This is a genomic window from Streptomyces sp. TBY4 (genome assembly GCF_024213195.1).
In the GTDB taxonomy this organism is placed as follows: domain Bacteria; phylum Actinomycetota; class Actinomycetes; order Streptomycetales; family Streptomycetaceae; genus Streptomyces.
Genome location: NZ_JANAVF010000005.1, coordinates 57,132 through 75,149, shown reverse-complemented (window position 1 = coordinate 75,149; position 18,018 = coordinate 57,132). Strand labels below are relative to the sequence as shown.

The following is an 18,018-nucleotide window of genomic DNA, read 5'->3' as shown; positions in this document are numbered from 1 at the left end:
GGGTCCGCGCCGCGGCCAAGCTTCCTTGCTGTTCCCGCAAGACAACGGGCTCAGAATTGCGCGGGACGCCCGTGCCGGGTCACGGCTGCCGACCGGTCACAGCGGCCGGTCCGCGATCAGGGCCGTGCCCACCCGGCGGAAGCCGAGCCGGGCGTAGAGGCGGGCCACGTCCTCGTCGCCCGCCGACAGGAAGACCGTGCGGGCTCCGCGGGCCAGCGCGTCGGAGACCAGGGCCGCCGTCACCGCGAGGGCCAGGCCCTGGCGGCGGGCCGAGGGGAGGGTGCCGACGCCGACCACCTCGGCGACGTCGCCGACCGGGACGTACTGGCCGGAGCACAGGACCACGCCGTCGCGCACGGCCGCGGCCAGGGCGGTGCGGCCCGACGCGATCATCCCCGCGACCCGGACCCGGCGGCCCTCCGAGGCCGGCTCCTGCTCCGCGAGCGCGAGTTCCGCCGGGCCCGCCCCGCCCACCGCCGTGCCGGGAGCGGCGAAGGCCAGCGCCGGCACCGTCACCGCCTGGCGCAGCAGCGGGTCGGCCGCGCCGAGTACGCGTACGTCCGGATGCGCGGGGAGCCGTACCGCCGCGGGGTCGAGGACCATCAGCGGATGCGCGTGGACGCTCAGCCCGGCGGCCTCCGCGGCGGCCCGCAGCGAGGGGGTGGTTTCGGCCACCCACTCGAAGGCCTCGGGGACCCGCAGCTCCCGCTGCCGGGCGAGCACCCGCTCGACGTCGGCCACCGGGATGCCCCCGGCCGGGGCGGCGCCGAGCGCGGGCCGCGCGTAGTACGGCCACCCGTCGCCCTCCTGCACGAACAGGGTGAGCGAGCCGAAGTCCTCGGCCCGCGCCCCGCCCGCCCTGGGCGCGGTGTCGTAGTAGCGCTCAAGCTCGGGCAGGAGGTCGGAACTCGTGATCATCCGGCCATCCAAGCAAGAGCGCGGCGATCAGGCACCTTCTTTCAGGCACCTTCCTTCAGGACCCGGGAGATCAGGGTGCGCTGCGCGTCCGACAGGTTCGGGTCCTGGCATTGCACCGTGCGCCCGTCCACCGTGATCCGGTACGAGAAACCGTCCCGGACCCGGTCCGCCGGATCCCCGGCCGGGGCGGGCCGCAGGGCCAGCTGTGCCAGCGCCTGCCACTCGGCCTCGTCGGGCAGGCCCGACGTGTCCACCTCGCCCCGCCGCTCGATGCCCGCGAAGCCGCCCGTCCGCACCACCTGAATCCGCATGACCGCCCTTCTACCCCAACCCGACCACCGACCACGCCTTCTGCAGCGCCTGGTGTTCCGCGCCTCCGTCGCCGTACCGGGTGACGGCCGCGGCGGTCGTCAGGGCGGCGAAGCGGGCGAAGTCCGCCCGCGGGCCCAGCTCCCCGCCGGTCAGGGTGTCGTACCAGATCCGTCCGGCCCGCTCCCAGGCCTTGCCGCCGAGCTCGGTGGCCACGAGGTAGAAGGCGTGGTTGGGGATGCCGGAGTTGATGTGCACCCCGCCGTTGTCGCGGGAGGTGCGGACGTAGTCGTCCATCGTCGCGGGCTGCGGGTCCTTGCCGAGCTCGTCGTCCTCGTAGGCCGTCCCGGGCGCCTTCATCGACCGCAGGGCGAAGCCGCTGTCCACGGAGGGGCCGAGGAGTCCGGCGCCGATCAGCCAGTCGGCGTCCTCGGCGCTCTGGTCCAGCGAGTACTGCTTGATGAGGGAGCCGAAGACATCGGACATGGACTCGTTGAGCGCGCCGGACTGGCCGTAGTACTCCAGGTCGGCGGTGTGCTGGGTGACCCCGTGGGTCAGCTCGTGCCCGATGACGTCCACGGACACGGTGAAATCGAGGAAGAGGTCGCCGTCGCCGTCGCCGAAGACCATCTGGCTGCCGTCCCAGAAGGCGTTGTTGTACAGCCGGTCGTAGTGGACGCTGGCGTTCAGCGGCAGGCCGGCATCGTCGATGGAGTGGCGGCCGAAGCCCTTGAGGAAGAGCTCGAAGGTGGCCCCGAGCCCGGCGTAGGCACGGTTGACGCTGGCGTCCTGACCGGCGTCCTCGCCCTCGCCGCGGACCTTCTTCCCGGGCAGCCGGGTCTGGTGCTGTGCGTCGTAGATGGTCCGCCCGGGCGTCTCGGACGGCGCTTCCCCGCCGGGCGGGAGCACCGCCATCAGCCGCCGGACCCGGTGGGAGGCGTCCAGCTCGAGGGTCCGCCGCGCGGCGGCGGCCCGCGCGGGGTCCGCGGACCGGGCGATCTTGTCCAGCAGGTGCGGCGGCACCACGGTGCAGAAGACGGGACGAGGGGGCGTGAGGAAGGCATCCATGCCCGGCAATGTGGCAGTGGGTCATCGAGTTGTCACTAGGTGCAACCATGATTCATTCGGTTGTGTCACATGTCCGTAGCGGAGGCGACGGGACTTGCGTTACGGCGCATCACTGGCTGTGCTGCGTCGCCCGCGTCCGGCCGTCCCGCGGGTGCGGGACGGCGGGGGCCGATGACGGGGCCCCGCTTCGCCACAGCATCTGCGCGCGTGCGCGGATGTTGCGGGAGCCGTTGCGGTCCGCGTGATCAACGAATCCGCAGGACCGGCACGCGAAGCGGGCCTGGGAGGTCCGGTTCGCCTTGTCGATGTGGCCGCACTCGGAGCAGGTGCGGGAGGTGTTCGCCGGATCGACGTACACGACCGGCACGCCTGCCCGGCGGGCCTTGTAGGTGATGAACGCGCCGAGCTGGGCGAAGGCCCAGCTGTGCACCATGGCCCGTTGGGGCTTCTTCAGCCGTACCCGTTCGCGGATGCCGGTCAGGTCCTCCAGACCGATTCCGCGCCCGGTGCGTTCAGCCTCGGCCACGATGTGTTTGGCGATCTTGTGATTGACGTCCCGGGTCCGCCGGGCTTCCTTGCGGCGCCTGCGCTGGATGCGGCGCCTGGCGGATTTGGTTCCCTTGCGTTGAAGTTTGGTGCGCAGGTCCCGGTCACGTTTCCGTAGCCGGTTGAGCTGCCGCCCGACCATGATCTCGCCGTCCGAGGTCGTCGCGATGTTGACGATCCCGAGGTCCACGCCGAGGAAGTCCACCGGATCGGCGTTCAGCTCCGCCTCGGGAACTTCGCACGTCGCGAGCAGGAACCAGACCCCGTCGCGCTGCAGCAAGTCGGACTCGCCCCGTCGGTGGGCTGCCAGTAGGGCGAGCTGTTCGGCACCGGCCGTGATGCGCACGGCCTTGAGGCGCCCGCTCGTCGTCCAGATCGAGATCGTGCCGGCTTCGACCTGCCAGGACAGCATGCGGTCGTCATAGGGCTGGGCTGCGTCGGACCGGAAGGACAGCGGCTTGCCTCCGGCCGGGCGGTGTCGTTGTGAAAGCGGTCCGCCTGTCCTTCGGATCCGCAGTCTCGCCTGCAGGGCCGTACAGGCATCGGCCGCCTTCTTGATCGAGTGCTGTGCGGCCTGCGCGCCCAGCCCCCAGCGCGCCTTCACCTCGCCGTAGGTGTGCCTGCGCAGGTCGAAGTTGCTGTACGCCTCGTGGGTGAAGGCCATGCCGGCCGCCCATGAGGCGGCCTCGTTGCAGGCCCGGAGGGTCGCTGCGAGCGCCGACGCCTGTGTGGGCGTCGGCAGCAGCTTGACCTGCACCACCAGCTTCATGGCTGGTGAACGTAGCCAACCGTGAGGCCGGTCGAGTGGGATCGAGTGTGCGTCACCATGGTTGGTGATGATGTGATCGTACGTACGAATTGCGTGCTTATTGAGGGATCGGCCTGACCTGATGCTCCGAAAAGAGGCTTAGCTCACAAAGGGTGCAAAACGGACCTGCGGGTCTTGCATACTGAAACAGCCCCCGCAATACGGGGCGGCTCGGTTAGGCTCGGCCCATCATGCGTTTCGGGCTGCTCCTCCTTAGCTGCCGCGGCGAGGGCCTGTAGTCGTAGGCCGACCCCCTCCCCGCGGAGTTTGGTGTTGCGGTTTTTACGACCGCCGTCGGCCGTCCCAGCGAACTACACGCGGACACGCGAGGAGCCCAACGCCATGAGCCAGCAGCCTTTTGTCGGTCGCCCCACGCCCATCACCAACGCGACCCACGCCCAGAAGCCCTCCGGGATGCCGATCCACAAGTACGGCTCGTACGAGCAGGTGGAGATCCCGGACCGCACCTGGCCCGAAGCCCGCGTCACCAAGGCGCCCCGCTGGCTGTCCACGGACCTGCGCGACGGCAACCAGTCGCTGATCGACCCGATGACCCCCGCCCGCAAGCGCGAGATGTTCGACCTGCTGGTGCGCATGGGCTACAAGGAGATCGAGGTCGGCTTCCCGTCCTCCGGCGAGACCGACTTCAACTTCGTGCGCTCCATCATCGAAGAGGGCGCGATCCCGGACGACGTCACCATCTCCGTACTGACCCAGGCCCGCGAGGACCTGATCGAGCGGACCGTCGAGTCGCTGATCGGCGCCAAGCGCGCCACCGTGCACCTGTACAACGCGACCGCGCCCACCTTCCGCCGGGTCGTCTTCCGCGGCTCCAAGGAGCAGATCAAGCAGATCGCCGTCGACGGCACCCGCCTGGTCATGGAGTACGCCGACAAGCTGCTGGGCACCGACACCGTCTTCGGCTACCAGTACAGCCCGGAGATCTTCACCGACACCGAGCTGGACTTCGCCCTGGAGGTCTGCGAGGCCGTCTGCGACGTGTGGCAGCCGTCCGAGGGCCGCGAGATCATCCTGAACCTGCCCGCCACCGTGGAGCGCTCGACGCCGTCCACGCACGCGGACCGCTTCGAGTGGATGGCCCGCAACCTGACCCGCCGCGAGCACATCTGCATCTCCGTGCACCCGCACAACGACCGCGGCACCGCCGTCGCCGCCGCCGAGCTGGCCCTGATGGCCGGCGCCGACCGCATCGAGGGCTGCCTGTTCGGCCAGGGCGAGCGCACCGGCAACGTCGACCTGATCACGCTGGGCATGAACCTGTTCTCCCAGGGCATCGACCCGCAGATCGACTTCTCGCAGATCGACGAGATCCGTCGCACCAGCGAGTACTGCAACCAGATGGAAGTCCACCCGCGCCACCCCTACGCGGGCGACCTCGTCTACACCGCCTTCTCCGGCTCCCACCAGGACGCCATCAAGAAGGGCTTCGACGCCATGGAGGCCGACGCGGCCGCCCAGGGCAAGACGGTGGACGACATCGAGTGGGCGGTCCCGTACCTGCCGATCGACCCGAAGGACGTCGGCCGCTCCTACGAGGCGGTCATCCGGGTCAACTCGCAGTCCGGCAAGGGCGGCATCGCGTACGTCCTGAAGAACGACCACAAGCTGGACCTGCCGCGCCGCATGCAGATCGAGTTCTCGCGGATCATCCAGGCCAAGACCGACTCCGAGGGCGGCGAGGTCACCCCGAAGGCGATCTGGGACGTCTTCCAGGACGAGTACCTGCCCAACCCCGAGAACCCGTGGGGCCGCATCCAGCTGCGCTCCGGTTCGACCGCCACCGACAAGGACGGCACCGACACGCTGACCGTCGAGGCGGTCGTGGACGGCGTCGAGTCCGTGCTGAACGGCACCGGCAACGGCCCGATCTCCGCCTTCTTCGACGCGCTGGCCGCCATCGGCATCGATGCCCGCCTGCTGGACTACACCGAGCACACGATGAGCGAGGGCGCCTCCGCCGTCGCCGCCTCGTACATCGAGTGCGCGATCGACGGCCGTGTCCTGTGGGGCATCGGCATCGACGCGAACACCACCCGCGCCTCCCTGAAGGCGGTCATCTCCGCCGTCAACCGCGCGGGCCGCTGAACCCTTCCGCGCCGGAACCCCGTCCCTCCCTTGCGGAGGGGCGGGGTTCCGCCATTTCCGGGGACCTCGGCTTCCGGGGGTCTCAGCGGGCCAGGTAGCCGCCGTCCACCGGCAGGACGACGCCCGTCACGAACGAGGCCGCGTCCGAGGCGAGGAAGGCGATGACGCGGGCCACCTCCTCCGGTTCGCCGAGCCGGCCCATCGGGTGGGCCGCCGCGATCTCCTCCAGGTACTCCGGCCCGCCCGGCTCGTCCGTCAGCGCCAGCACCCGCTCCGTACGGATGGTCCCGGGGGCCACGGCGTTGACCCGGATCCCGTGCGCGGCCCATTCCACCGCGAGGTGTTTGGTCAGCCCCGAGGCCACGAACTTCGCCGGGCCGTACGCGGCCTGGCGCGCCTGCCCGGCCACCCCCGAGATCGAGGACACGCAGACCAGCGCCCCGCCGGGCCGCGGCTGCGCCGTCATGGCCTCGATGGCGTACTTGCAGGTCAGGAACATGCCCCGGCCGTCGATGGCCATGACCCGGTCCCAGTCCTCCGGGCTGGTCTCCCGTACATCCGAAAGAGGGAGCACCCCGGCGTTCGCCACGGCGACGTCGAGCCGCCCGTACGCGCCGACCGCGGCCTCCACCATGGCGCGGTTGGCCCCCGGATCGGACACGTCACCGGTCACCGCGGTGATCTCGTGGCCCTCGCCGGCCAGCTGGGCGGCGAGAGCCCGCAGGCCGGGGCCGTTGACGTCGGACGCGGTCACCCGGGCGCCGGAGCGGGCCAGCAGCAGGGCCGTGGCCCGGCCGATGCCGCTCGCGGCTCCGGTGACCAGGCAGGACTTCTCGTTCATGCGGCAGAGGGTAGGGGCGCGGAGCAGGGGCGCAGATCGGCCAAGTACGGGGGCCGGGCGATGTTGTCCTGTCACACGACTGACGCATCCTCACCGATGTGGCTAACATCACGCCAACCCGGCGATGTTGCCGGAAGGTTACGGAGGTGCGACGTGCTGCCAGTTCGGGGTGGGGACGGCCGGAAGCTGACGGTCTGGGGTATCCGCACCACCTGGAGCACCGTGGGGGACGGGGAGTTCTTCTGCCCCGACTGCGGTGGCGACCGCAACTACCGCCGGCGCACCGGGCGTCGCCGGTTCACCGTCCTCGGCGTGCCGGTGCTGCCCCGCGGGCAGGCGGGCCCCGTCGTCGAGTGCCAGGGCTGCCGCGAGCACTTCGGCACCGAGGTCCTGGACCACCTCACCACCACCCGCTTCTCCGCGCTGCTGCGCGACGCCGTGCACACCGTGACCCTGGCCGTGCTGGCCGCCGGCGGGACGGCCTCGCGCAGCGCGCTGGAGGCCGCGGTGGCCGCCGTACGGTCCGCCGGGTTCCAGGACTGCACCGAGGAGCAGCTGGAGTCCCTCGTGGAGGGGCTGGCCGCCGAGGAGGGCCGGCTCGGGCTCTACGACGGCCCCGACTGCTACGGCGCCGCGCTCTCGATCGAGCTGCACGAGGCCCTGGAGCCGCTGGCCCCGCACCTGGCCGGCCCGGGCCGCGAATCGATCCTGCTGCAGGGCGCGCGCGTCGCGCTGGCGGACGGCCCGTACATCCCCGCGGAGCGCGAGGTCCTGGCGACCGTGGGTGCGGCGCTGCGGATCGACACGGACGAGGTCGCCCGGCTGCTGTCGGCGGTCCGGGCGCCGTAGGGACGTAGGCGCCGTAGGCCCGTAGGGGACCCGGACTGGTCTCCTACGGGCCTACGCGCCGTCCCCGCAGGTCCCGGAAGGCCGGGGCGGGCCGGCGCCGTGCCTGCCGCCGTGACGGCTGCTGTGGCGGCCGGCTCGGGGGCCCTGGTGGTTTCGGACGCGGCCGCGTCTCAAGGTGTGGGCGAAACCGGCACATTCTGAGGTAACGATCGGGCCTCATGCCCCCGTTTCGGAGATCCTTCCGCGTGCTGTGAACCGCGGAGGCGTCCCATCCGTACGGGGTGTTTCCACCAGGTGGACGGACGGAACGGGGCCTTCTGGTTTGCGTCGCCGAACGCCCCGTGGAGCGTTAACCCGCACGTCATCGGCCATGGCCTTCGCGTTCGCGCAGCGGGAAGCCGCCGTTCCGTGAATCGTTGGCCATAGTCGACGCCGGGGGTCTCCACCACTGGAGAAACCTCCAGAGCCCTGGGGCCCCCGGGTCTACATTTTGTAGAAGCCGACGATATCTGTGAGCGGCCCCACAGGCGTTCAATTCCGGTCACACGAGGAGACGCCGGCGGTAACACCGCGGAGCTTCGATTCACGTGGACGCAAGGGCCGCCCTGACGGATCAACGGGTTAACGACCCACTTCGGCAGGGACAACCCGCTTCCCCCGCTTCCCCCCCGCTTCCTTCAGCTTCCTCTCAGTTACCTACCTCATTGAAGGGCAAGGCAGAGATGGCACGTGTCGCCGCACCGCTTTCCGCCACCGGAAAGCAGAGCACGCACCCGGTCGACGAGGTGCTCCCCCTCCCCAAGCTTGCGCTGTACGGCTTCCAGCACGTACTCGCGTTCTACGCCGGTGCGGTGATCGTTCCGATCATCGTCGGTGGCGCCCTCGGGCTCTCCGCCGAGCAGCTGGTCTACCTGATCAATGCCGACCTCCTCACCTGCGGTATCGCCTCGATCATCCAGGCGTGGGGCATCGGCAGGATCGGTGCGCGGCTGCCCCTGATCCAGGGCGTCACCTTCACCGCGGTGTCCCCGATGATCGCCATAGGTCTCGGAGCGGGCGGCGGGACGGCGGGCCTCCTCGTCATCTACGGCGCGGTCATCACGGCCGGTATCGCCACCTTCGCCTTCGCCTGGCTGCCCCCCAAGGCCTTCGGCATGATCATGCGGCTCTTCCCGCCGGTCGTCACCGGCACGGTGATCACCGTCCTCGGCATCGTGCTGATCCCGGTCGGACTGAACGACGCCGCGGGCGGCCTCGGCAGCCCCGACTTCGGTGACCCGAAGCACTTCGCCTACGCCGGCGGCACGATGCTCTTCATCCTCATCCTGATGAAGCTCGGCAAGCCCTTCCTCAACAGCATCTCGATCCTGCTCGGCCTGGTCGGCGGCACCGCCGTCGCCTTCCTGCTCGGCGACGCCAAGTTCGGCAACGTGAGCGACTCGGACTGGATCGGCATCACCACGCCGTTCTACTACGGCGCCCCGAAGTTCGAGTGGTTCCCGATCGTGCTGATGCTCATCGTCATGCTGATCACCATGGTCGAGACCACCGGTGACACCTACGCCGTCGGCGACATCGTCGGCAAGGACATCGACAGCGAGACCGTGGCCCGCGCCCTGCGTGCCGACGGTGCCGCGACCGCCCTCGGCGGTGTCCTGAACTCCTTCCCGTACGTGGCCTTCGCGGAGAACGTCGGCCTGGTCCGCATGACCAAGGTCAAGAGCCGCTTCGTCGTGGTCGCCGCGGGTGTGTTCATGATCGTGCTCGGTCTGCTCCCCAAGGCCGCCGCGGTGGTCGCCGCCGTTCCGCACGGAGTGCTCGGCGGCGCCGCGACCGTGATGTTCGCGATGGTCGCCCTGGCGGGCATCCAGACCCTGGCCAAGGTCGACCTCAAGGAGGAGAAGAACGCGCTCATCGTGGGCGTCTCCCTGGCCTTCGCGCTGCTCCCCGCCACCGTCCCGGTCCTCTTCAAGGAGCACATGGACGCGGATCTCTCCTCGCTCCTCAACAGCGGTGTGACGCTCGGTGCCACGGCCGCCATCGTCCTGAACCTGATCTTCAACGGTCTGGGCAAGGGCGACGCGCACAGCGCCCCGCAGGCCGACGCTCCGAAGCCCGACGCGTCGAAGGACGTCGCCGCCGCGGACGACGAGCCCACGGCAGCCATTCCGGCCCAGTCGGGCGAGGGCGAGCCCGCCCCGGCACCGACCGCCTGATCCTCCCAAGGGGTGTCCCCCGCCGGGCCTCGTGCCCGGCGGGGGACGCTGCCGTTCGCGGGTCCCTCCTGTCGGTGGGGTACAGGACAATGGGCTCCATGAGTCTGTTCCGCGACGACGGCATCGTGCTGCGCACCCAGAAGCTGGGTGAGGCGGACCGCATCATCACGCTCCTGACCCGTGGCCACGGCCGGGTCCGGGCCGTCGCCCGCGGCGTCCGGCGCACCAAGTCCAAGTTCGGCGCCGGGCTGGAACCTTTCTCCCACGCCGACGTGCAGTTCTTCTCGCGCGGCGGCGAACTGATCGGCCGCAGCCTGCCGCTCTGCACGCAGACCCAGATCATCGCTCCGTACGGCAACGGCATCGTCACCGACTACGCCCGCTACACCGCCGGCACCGCGATGCTGGAGACCGCCGAGCGGTTCACCGACCACGAGGGTGAGCCCGCCGTGCAGCAGTACCTGCTGCTCGTCGGCGCCCTGCGCACCCTCTCGCGCGGCGAGCACGCACCGAACCTCATCCTCGACGCCTTCCTGCTGCGCTCCCTCGCCGTCAACGGCTACGCGCCCAGCTTCGACGACTGCGCGAAGTGCGGGATCCACGGCCCCAACCGGCACTTCTCCGTCGCCGCGGGCGGGGTCATATGCGGCGACTGCCGCGTTCCCGGCAGCGTCGTACCCTCGTCGGAGGCCATCGCCCTGCTCAGCGCGCTGCTGACGGGCGACTGGGGGCATGCCGACGCGTGCGAGGCGCGCCACGTGCGGGAGGGCAGCGGGCTGGTCTCCGCCTACTTGCACTGGCATCTGGAGCGCGGGCTACGCTCCCTTCGATACGTCGAGAAATAGGAGCTGGGCACATGGCACGACGCGGGATTCTGGGGCGCTCTCGCCGCGAGTACAAGGTTCCCGAGCCGCACCCGTCCGGTGAGCGTCCGCCGAAGATCCCCGGCGAGCTCGTGCCGAACCACGTCGCGATCGTCATGGACGGCAACGGCCGCTGGGCCAAGGAGCGCGGGCTGCCGCGCACCGAGGGCCACAAGGTGGGCGAGGGCGTTGTGCTCGACGTGCTCAAGGGCTGCCTGGAGATGGGCGTCAAGAACCTCTCCCTGTACGCCTTCTCGACGGAGAACTGGAAGCGCTCGCCCGACGAGGTGCGCTTCCTCATGAACTTCAACCGCGACGTCATCCGGCGCCGCCGCGACGAGATGAACGAGCTGGGCATCCGCATCCGCTGGACCGGCCGCATGCCGAAGATGTGGAAGTCGGTCGTCCAGGAGCTCCAGGTCGCGCAGGAGCAGACCGTCGACAACGACGCGATGACCCTGTACTTCTGCGTCAACTACGGCGGCCGCGCCGAGATCGCGGACGCGGCGCAGGCGATCGCCCGCGACGTCGCCGCCGGCAAGCTGGACCCCTCGAAGGTCAACGAGAAGACCTTCGCGAAGTACATGTACTACCCGGACATGCCGGACGTGGACCTGTTCCTGCGCCCGAGCGGCGAGCAGCGCACGTCCAACTACCTGATCTGGCAGAGCGCGTACGCCGAGATGGTCTTCCAGGACACCTTGTGGCCCGACTTCGACCGCCGCGACCTGTGGGCGGCCTGCTACGAGTACGCCCAGCGCGACCGCCGCTTCGGCGGCGCCGTCCCGAACCAGCCCGAGAGCTCCGCCTGAGCTGGCACTAGGATCCCCGCTCATGGACGACACGAGCGGGGATCAGCTGTACCGGATACACGAGTCGGCATCGGCGGGACGGGCGGTCGAGCTCCGCTACACGCCGACCATCGCCGACATGGCAGAGGGCCTGCGGGCACGCGGCCGGTCGAAGGTGGGCCGCCGCCAGCGCCTGCCGTTCTTCCTCGTCGGCCTGGTGGGGCCCGGGTACGCCGTAGTCCTCATCGCGCAGAACGGCGAGTCGGGCGGGTCCGCCGTGGGGCTGACCGCGGTGGGCCTCCTCGGCTGGGCCTTCGCGCTGTTCGGCCACCGGCTCATGGCCTGGTCGACCCGCGGACTGCTGGCGGCGGCGGGGGAGTGCCGGGCGTTCGTCGACGGCGAGGGCGTCACCGTCGAGTCGGCTCAGGGCTCCACCCACCTGCGCTGGAGCGCGCTGGCGGGCTACGCGGAGACCCCCGCGACCTTCATGGTCTTCACCGGCGACAAGCAGATCATCGGCGGGGCGCTGCTCCCCAAGAGGGGCCTCGCGGGCCCCGGGCAGCAGGACGTGCTGCGGGCGATCCTCGACCGGAACCTGAAGCGGCTCTAGGAGGCGGCCGCCGCGCAGTCCGCGCAGGTGCCGAAGATCTCCACCGTGTGGGCGACGTTCACGAAGCCGTGTTCCGCCGCGATGGCCTCCGCCCACTTCTCCACGGCCGGGCCCTCCACCTCCACGGCCTTGCCGCACTTGCGGCAGACCAGGTGGTGGTGGTGGTCCCCGGTGGAGCAGCGCCGGTAGACGGACTCGCCGTCGCTGGTGCGCAGTACGTCGACCTCGCCGGCGTCCGCGAGGGACTGCAGCGTGCGGTAGACGGTGGTCAGGCCCACGGAGTCCCCGCGGTGCTTGAGCATGTCGTGGAGTTCCTGGGCACTGCGGAACTCGTCCACCTCGTCCAGCGCCGCCGCCACGGCGGCCCGCTGCCGGGTGGATCGTCCTCGTACTGGCGCGGTGTTCATCTCGCCAGGCGCAGTCGCCACCGGTTCCTCCTCGTCTCGGGTGCGGCCCATTGTGCCAGGCGGCCGACGGCCCGAGGTCTTCAGATCTTCACGTCGTCCCGCGTGCAGACTTCTTCGGCGGCGCGGGCGGCCCTGGCCCGGCGCCGGGCCAGGGGAGTGGAGAGCGCCGTCATCACCATGAAGACGGCGATCGCGAGCAGCACGATCGTGGCGCCGGAAGGTGCGTCCATGTAGTACGTGGAGGCCGTACCGGCCAGGGAGACCACCAGGGCGATCACCATGGCCAGCGACAGCGTCGCGGTGAACCCGCGGGTGACGCGCTGGGCGGCCGCGACCGGGATCACCATCATGGCGCTGACCAGCAGCAGGCCCACGATGCGCATCGCCACCGTGACGGTGACGGCGGCCGTGACGGCGATCAGCAGGTTGAGGAAGCGCACCGGCAGGCCGGTGACCCGGGCGAACTCCTCGTCCTGGCAGACGGCGAAGAGCTGCCTGCGCAGGCCGATGGTGACGGCCAGGACGAAGGCGGCGAGGATCGCCATCGCGGTGACGTCCTCGGAGGCGACCGTGGTGATCGAGCCGAACATGGCGCTGACCAGGTTGGTCGTGGAGCCGCCCGGAGCCATGTTGATGATCATGACGCCGCCGGCGAGGCCGCCGTAGAAGAGCATCGCGAGCGCGACGTCGCCGCTGGTCTTGCCGCGGGAGCGGATGAGCTCCATGCCGATGGCGCCGATGACCGCGACGAGGGTGGCCATCCACACCGGGCTGGTGTTGAGCAGGAAGCCGAGGGCGACACCGGTCATGGCCACGTGGCCGAGGCCGTCGCCCATGACCGCCTGGCGCCGCTGGACGAGGTACGTGCCGATCGCGGGCGCCGTGATGCCCACCAGGCCGGCGGCGATCAGCGCCCGCTGCATGAAGGCGTAGTTCAGGAGGTCCATCAGCTCAGCAGTCCCGTCCGGAGGGGCTCGGCGTCGTGCGCCGCGTGGGGGTGTACGTGGTCGTGGCCGGGCAGCGCGTGCTGGCCCAGGGCCTCCGGGGGCGGGCCGTCGTGGGTGACGCAGCCGTCGCGCAGGACGACGGCGCGGTCGATGAGCGGCTCCAGCGGGCCCAGCTCGTGCAGGACCAGCAGCACGGTGGTGCCGGCGGCGACCTGGCTGCGCAGGGCGCTCGCGAGGACCTCCTGATTGGCCAGGTCCACGCCGGCCATCGGCTCGTCCATGATCAGCAGCTCGGGTTCGCCGGCGAGCGCGCGGGCGATGAGCACCCGCTGGTGCTGGCCGCCGGAGAGGGCGTTGACGGAGGCGTCGGCGTAGGAGCCCATGTCGACCAGGTCCAGCGCGCGCTCCACGGCGGCCTTGTCGGCCTTGCGCAGGAACCCGAAGCGGGTCCGGGCGAGCCGGCCGGCGGAGACGACCTCGCGGACGGTGGCGGGGACCCCGCTGGCGGCGGTGGTGCGCTGGGGCACGTAGCCGATGCGCGACCAGTCGCGGAACCGCTTGAACTCGGAGCCGAAGAGGGACAGGGCGCCGCCGCTCAGCGGGACCTGTCCGACCACGGCGCGGACGGCCGTGGACTTGCCGGAGCCGTTGCCGCCGAGCAGGGCGACGACCTCACCTTTGCGGACGGTGAGGTCGATGCCGCGCAGCACGGGGCGCGAGCCGAGCGAGGCCGTGGCCCCGCGCAGGGATATGACGGGCTGGTCCAGGGCCTGAGTGGGCTTGGACTCCATGGCTCGCGCCTCCGATGCCGCTACTGCTGTCGCCATTACTTGCTGCCGAGTGCCTTCTGGAGGTTCTTCAGGTTGGCCCGCATGACCTCGAAGTAGTCAGCGCCCTGGGACTTGTCCGTGATTCCCTCCAGGGGATCCAGGACGTCGGTCTTCAGGCCGGTGTCCGCCGCGAGGGTCTTGGCCGTCTTGTCGCTGGCCAGGGTCTCGAAGAACACCGTCGAGACATTGTCCTGCTTCGCGAGGGTCTGCAGCTCCTTCATCCGGGCCGGGCTCGGCTCGGACTCGGGGTCGACGCCGGAGATGCCCTCCTGGTCGAGGCCGTAGCGCTCGGCGAGGTAGCCGAAGGCGGAGTGGGTGGTGATGAAGGTCTTGGAGGCCGTGTTCTTCAGGCCGTCCTTGAACTCGGTGTCCAGGGCGCCCAGCTTGGCGACGAGCTCGTCGGTGTTCTTCTTGTAGTCCGCCGCGTGGTCGGGGTCGGACTTCTCCAGGGCCGCGCCGACGCCCTTGGCGATCTCCGCGTACTTGACCGGGTCGAGCCAGACGTGCGGGTCCTCGCCGGCTTCGCCGTGGTTGTGGCCGTCGCCCTCGGCGTGCTCGGCGGCGTGCTCGTCGCCGTCGGTGTGCTCGTGGCCCTCTTCGCCGTGCGCGGCGGCGCCGTGCACCTCCAGCTTGGTGAGGGTGGCGGCGTCGATGACGTTCTTCACGCCGGACTGGGCGACGGCCTTGTCGACGGCGGGCTGCAGCGTCTTGAGGTAGAGGACGACATCGGCCTCGCCGAGCTGCGCGGTCTGCTTCGGGGTGATCTCCAGGTCGTGCGGCTCGACCCCGGGCTTGGTGAGGCTGTCGACCTTCACGTGGTCCTTGCCGATCTGCTCGGCGAGGAACTGCATCGGATAGAACGACGCCATCACGTCGAGCTTGCCGTCCTTGCCGTCCTCGGCTCCGGCGGCTCCGGCCGTGCCCGAGCAGGCGGTGAGGGCCGTGGCGGCGAGAGCGACGGTTGCGGCGAGGGCGGCGGTGGGTATGAGGCGTCGTCGTACGTTCATGACATCCATTTTCATCAAAGATGGAAACGATTGTCAAAAACCCTGGTGGGAGGGGTGCGGAGGGCCTCCGGAGGGGGGTCCCGATTTGAAAGGGGGGGTGCGGGCGCCGGTAACCTTGGGGCTTCGCCGTTCGTCCTCGTAAATGAAGAGAGCACCGTGGCCGCCGACAAGATCGAAACCATCGTCAGCCTGAGCAAGCGCCGTGGCTTCGTTTTCCCGTGCAGTGAGATCTACGGCGGAACCAAGGCCGCCTGGGACTACGGCCCGCTCGGTGTCGAGCTCAAGGAGAACATCAAGCGCCAGTGGTGGAAGGCGATGGTCACCGGACGTGAGGACATCGTCGGCCTCGACTCGTCCGTGATCCTGGCCCCCGAGGTCTGGGTGGCCTCCGGTCACGTCGGCACCTTCTCGGACCCGCTGACGGAGTGCACCTCCTGTCACAAGCGCCACCGTGCCGACCACCTGGAAGAGGCGTACGAGGCCAAGCACGGCCGCATGCCCGCCAACGGTCTCGCCGACATCAACTGCCCCAACTGCGGCGTGAAGGGCCAGTTCACCGAGCCCAAGCAGTTCTCCGGCATGCTGGAGACCCACCTCGGCCCGACCCAGGACACCGGCTCCAAGGCGTACCTGCGGCCCGAGACCGCTCAGGGCATCTTCACCAACTTCGCCGTGACGATGACCGCCGCGCGCAAGAAGCCGCCGTTCGGCATCGCGCAGATGGGCAAGTCCTTCCGCAACGAGATCACCCCCGGCAACTTCATCTTCCGCACCCGCGAGTTCGAGCAGATGGAGATGGAGTTCTTCGTCAAGCCGGGCGAGGACGAGCAGTGGCAGGAGTACTGGATGCAGGAGCGGTGGAACTGGTACCGCGACCTCGGCATCCGCGAGGAGAACATCCGCTGGTACGACCACCCGAAGGAGAAGCTGTCCCACTACTCGAAGCGCACCGCCGACATCGAGTACCGCTTCAACTTCGGTGGCAATGAGTTCTCCGAGCTCGAAGGCGTCGCCAACCGCACCGACTTCGACCTCAAGGCCCACTCCGCCGCCTCCGGTCAGGACCTCGTGTACTTCGACCAGGAGACCAAGGAGCGCTACACCCCGTACGTCATCGAGCCGGCGGCCGGCGTCAACCGCGCCATGCTCGCCTTCATGCTCGACGCGTACAACGAGGACGAGGCCCCCAACGCCAAGGGCGTCATGGAGAAGCGCACCGTGATGCGCCTCGACCCGCGCCTGGCGCCGGTCAAGGTCGCCGTCCTGCCGCTGTCCCGCAACGCGCAGCTGACGCCGAAGGCCAAGGGCCTCGCCGCCGACCTGCGCAAGCACTGGAACATCGAGTTCGACGACGCCGGCGCCATCGGCCGCCGCTACCGCCGCCAGGACGAGATCGGCACGCCGTTCTGTGTCACCGTCGACTTCGACACCCTCGACGACAACGCGGTCACCGTGCGCGAGCGCGACACCATGAAGCAGGAGCGCGTCTCCCTGGACCAGATCCAGAGCTACCTCGGCAGCCGCCTGCTCGGCTGCTAGGTTCCGCCGCAGATACGCTGGTGGCCCGGTGCGCGTCCCTCGCGCACCGGGCCACCTGTGTTTTCGCGGTCCGGCTACGCGGCCGCCGGGGCCGCGGCGGCCCCGGCCTCGCCCTCGGCCCGGGTGCGCTTCGAGAACCGGACGGTCCACACGATCAGCGAGATCAGGAAGCCGTAGATCAGGACGGGGCTGAGCCAGACCATCGTGCCGACGCTCAGCGTGTACGCCAGCACCAGCCGCAGCGAGGCCTCGACCAGGTACGCGACGCCCCAGACGGTGGTCATCCGCCGCATCGCCGCCCGGAAGTCGGGGTACTGCCAGAGCCCGTTGAAGTACGCCACGCCCTCCTTGGTCCGATCAGCGTGACGAGCGCGGTGATCACCAGGAAGACCAGGGTGACCACGGCGAACTCGTCGACCTTGCGGCGCCAGGCGAGGTGGACGAGGGAGTCGACCACCGGCCAGCCGCCGCTGACCAGCAGCGCGCCGAACTCGCTCCAGCCCCGGTCGGTGAGCATGTTGTACGTGAGAACGGGCGCAACCACGTTGAACCCGATCGTCAGGATCCAGCCGATGGCGGCGGCGGCCCCGGACCTCGCCGGCGGCCCGGCAGGCGCTGCCGGTTCTTGCTGAGCGGACAAGGCTCCCCCTGGAACGGCCTGATGGTGTGCGGTAGGGGGAACCTAGGAACACGGCGGCCGCACGGCAAGGACCCGCCGCCCAAAATGATGATCAAGCCGTCCGGACCGGATGCTTCCGGGCGTCAGGGGCGCAGGCCCCGTATGACCAGGGCGGTGACCGCCTCGAACTCGGCGGTGATGGTCGGCCCCCGCCAGTCCGCCGCGTACTGCGGATCGTGGAAGCGGCCGGTGGCGTCGAACACCGCGCGCGCGGCGGCCGGTACGTCGGGAGCGCTGAGCGAGCCGGCCTCGACCCCCTCGCCGATGATCCGGGAGAGCTGCTCGATCAGCTCGGTCAGGTGCCGCTCCACCACACCGCTGTTCTCGTCGAGCAGCACGATGTACGTCGCGAACAGCTCCGGGTCGTCGCCCGCCTTGTGGCGCTTGGCCTCGAAGAGCGCTTCGAGCCACGACTCCAGCTTGGAGGGGGCGGGCTCGGCCGGCGCCGAGGCGATCTCCTCCAGCATGACCACGCTCTTGGCGAGCCACCGGTCCGTGACGGCCTCGCGCAGCGCCGCCTTCGACGGGAAGTGCCGGTACACGCTGCCGTGGCTGACGCCCAGGGCCCGGGCCACGTCCACCACGGTCGCCTTGGTCGGGCCGAAGCGGCGCAGGACCTCCTCGGTGGTTTCGAGGATGCGCTCGGGGGTGAGGGGCTCGGCTGCTGCGGGTGGCATGGGTACG

General features: G+C 70.1%; 19 protein-coding genes. 7 read left to right on the top strand and 12 right to left on the bottom strand.

The window, feature by feature from the left end; translation table 11 throughout:
• Positions 1-96 precede the first annotated feature (96 nt).
• The 4 genes from NLX94_RS13730 to NLX94_RS13715 all read right to left on the bottom strand — a co-directional run bounded on the left by NLX94_RS13730 (position 97) and on the right by NLX94_RS13715 (position 3,610).
• A complete protein-coding gene (locus NLX94_RS13730) occupies positions 97-918 on the bottom strand; it encodes a GNAT family N-acetyltransferase (protein WP_254382992.1) in 822 nt (273 codons plus the stop codon).
• A 41-nt stretch (positions 919-959) separates the two neighbouring features.
• Positions 960-1,229: a protealysin inhibitor emfourin gene (locus NLX94_RS13725; RefSeq protein ID WP_254382991.1), complete on the bottom strand. Its 270-nt coding sequence runs from the start codon at positions 1,227-1,229 to the stop codon at positions 960-962.
• A gap of 10 nt (positions 1,230-1,239) precedes the next feature.
• A complete protein-coding gene (locus tag NLX94_RS13720) occupies positions 1,240-2,295 on the bottom strand; it encodes a M4 family metallopeptidase (protein WP_254382990.1) in 1,056 nt (351 codons plus the stop codon).
• 109 nt (positions 2,296-2,404) lie between these two features.
• The gene (locus NLX94_RS13715) at positions 2,405-3,610 is read right to left on the bottom strand and encodes a transposase (protein WP_254382989.1); all 1,206 of its coding nucleotides are present in this window, start codon (positions 3,608-3,610) and stop codon (positions 2,405-2,407) included.
• 381 nt (positions 3,611-3,991) lie between these two features.
• Here NLX94_RS13715 and leuA point away from each other — a divergent pair, with 381 nt between their 5' ends.
• Complete coding sequence (leuA, locus tag NLX94_RS13710; protein ID WP_254382988.1) at positions 3,992-5,755, top strand: 2-isopropylmalate synthase; 1,764 nt, start codon at positions 3,992-3,994, stop codon at positions 5,753-5,755.
• Positions 5,756-5,837: 82 nt separating this feature from the next.
• On the opposite strand, the gene NLX94_RS13705 is transcribed toward leuA, so the two are convergent.
• Positions 5,838-6,596: an SDR family NAD(P)-dependent oxidoreductase gene (locus tag NLX94_RS13705; protein WP_254382987.1), complete on the bottom strand. Its 759-nt coding sequence runs from the start codon at positions 6,594-6,596 to the stop codon at positions 5,838-5,840.
• Positions 6,597-6,749: 153 nt separating this feature from the next.
• On the opposite strand from NLX94_RS13705, the gene NLX94_RS13700 reads away from it, so the two are divergent.
• The 5 genes from NLX94_RS13700 to NLX94_RS13680 all read left to right on the top strand — a co-directional run bounded on the left by NLX94_RS13700 (position 6,750) and on the right by NLX94_RS13680 (position 11,925).
• Positions 6,750-7,445, top strand: a complete 696-nt coding sequence (locus NLX94_RS13700) for a TerB family tellurite resistance protein (RefSeq protein WP_254382986.1) — start codon at positions 6,750-6,752, stop codon at positions 7,443-7,445.
• Between the two features lie 722 nt (positions 7,446-8,167).
• Positions 8,168-9,661 carry a nucleobase:cation symporter-2 family protein gene (locus NLX94_RS13695; RefSeq protein WP_254382985.1) on the top strand — a complete coding sequence of 498 codons (1,494 nt, stop codon included), beginning with the start codon at positions 8,168-8,170 and terminating at the stop codon, positions 9,659-9,661.
• A 98-nt stretch (positions 9,662-9,759) separates the two neighbouring features.
• On the top strand, positions 9,760-10,506 hold the full coding sequence (recO, locus tag NLX94_RS13690; protein WP_254382984.1) for a DNA repair protein RecO: 747 nt from the start codon (positions 9,760-9,762) through the stop codon (positions 10,504-10,506).
• A gap of 11 nt (positions 10,507-10,517) precedes the next feature.
• Positions 10,518-11,336, top strand: a complete 819-nt coding sequence (locus NLX94_RS13685; RefSeq protein WP_254382983.1) for an isoprenyl transferase — start codon at positions 10,518-10,520, stop codon at positions 11,334-11,336.
• Between the two features lie 22 nt (positions 11,337-11,358).
• Positions 11,359-11,925 (top strand): YcxB family protein, encoded by a 567-nt coding sequence (locus NLX94_RS13680; protein ID WP_254382982.1) that lies wholly within the window; start codon positions 11,359-11,361, stop codon positions 11,923-11,925.
• Here the strand turns inward: NLX94_RS13680 and NLX94_RS13675 are convergent.
• The 4 genes from NLX94_RS13675 to NLX94_RS13660 are packed head-to-tail and all read right to left on the bottom strand — an operon-like array spanning position 11,922 to position 15,116.
• Positions 11,922-12,353, bottom strand: a complete 432-nt coding sequence (locus NLX94_RS13675) for a transcriptional repressor (RefSeq protein WP_308402428.1) — start codon at positions 12,351-12,353, stop codon at positions 11,922-11,924. The genes NLX94_RS13680 and NLX94_RS13675 overlap by 4 nt on opposite strands.
• A 59-nt stretch (positions 12,354-12,412) precedes the next feature.
• On the bottom strand, positions 12,413-13,279 hold the full coding sequence (locus NLX94_RS13670; RefSeq protein ID WP_254382981.1) for a metal ABC transporter permease: 867 nt from the start codon (positions 13,277-13,279) through the stop codon (positions 12,413-12,415).
• On the bottom strand, positions 13,279-14,070 hold the full coding sequence (locus tag NLX94_RS13665) for a metal ABC transporter ATP-binding protein (protein WP_254382980.1): 792 nt from the start codon (positions 14,068-14,070) through the stop codon (positions 13,279-13,281). The genes NLX94_RS13670 and NLX94_RS13665 overlap by 1 nt, the downstream gene beginning before the upstream one ends.
• 35 nt (positions 14,071-14,105) lie before the next feature.
• Entirely contained in the window at positions 14,106-15,116 is a 1,011-nt protein-coding gene (locus NLX94_RS13660; RefSeq protein ID WP_254382979.1) for a metal ABC transporter substrate-binding protein, read from the bottom strand.
• 156 nt (positions 15,117-15,272) lie between these two features.
• On the opposite strand from NLX94_RS13660, the gene NLX94_RS13655 reads away from it, so the two are divergent.
• Complete coding sequence (locus NLX94_RS13655) at positions 15,273-16,655, top strand: glycine--tRNA ligase (RefSeq protein ID WP_254382978.1); 1,383 nt, start codon at positions 15,273-15,275, stop codon at positions 16,653-16,655.
• 74 nt (positions 16,656-16,729) lie between these two features.
• Here the strand turns inward: NLX94_RS13655 and NLX94_RS13650 are convergent, their stop codons facing one another.
• From NLX94_RS13650 to NLX94_RS13640, 3 genes are all read right to left on the bottom strand, one after another.
• Positions 16,730-16,948 carry a hypothetical protein gene (locus tag NLX94_RS13650; protein WP_302169465.1) on the bottom strand — a complete coding sequence of 73 codons (219 nt, stop codon included), beginning with the start codon at positions 16,946-16,948 and terminating at the stop codon, positions 16,730-16,732.
• Positions 16,936-17,295 (bottom strand): hypothetical protein, encoded by a 360-nt coding sequence (locus tag NLX94_RS13645; protein ID WP_254382976.1) that lies wholly within the window; start codon positions 17,293-17,295, stop codon positions 16,936-16,938. The genes NLX94_RS13650 and NLX94_RS13645 overlap by 13 nt, the downstream gene beginning before the upstream one ends.
• 122 nt (positions 17,296-17,417) lie before the next feature.
• Positions 17,418-18,011, bottom strand: a complete 594-nt coding sequence (locus tag NLX94_RS13640) for a TetR family transcriptional regulator (RefSeq protein WP_254382975.1) — start codon at positions 18,009-18,011, stop codon at positions 17,418-17,420.
• Positions 18,012-18,018: the final 7 nt, after the last annotated feature.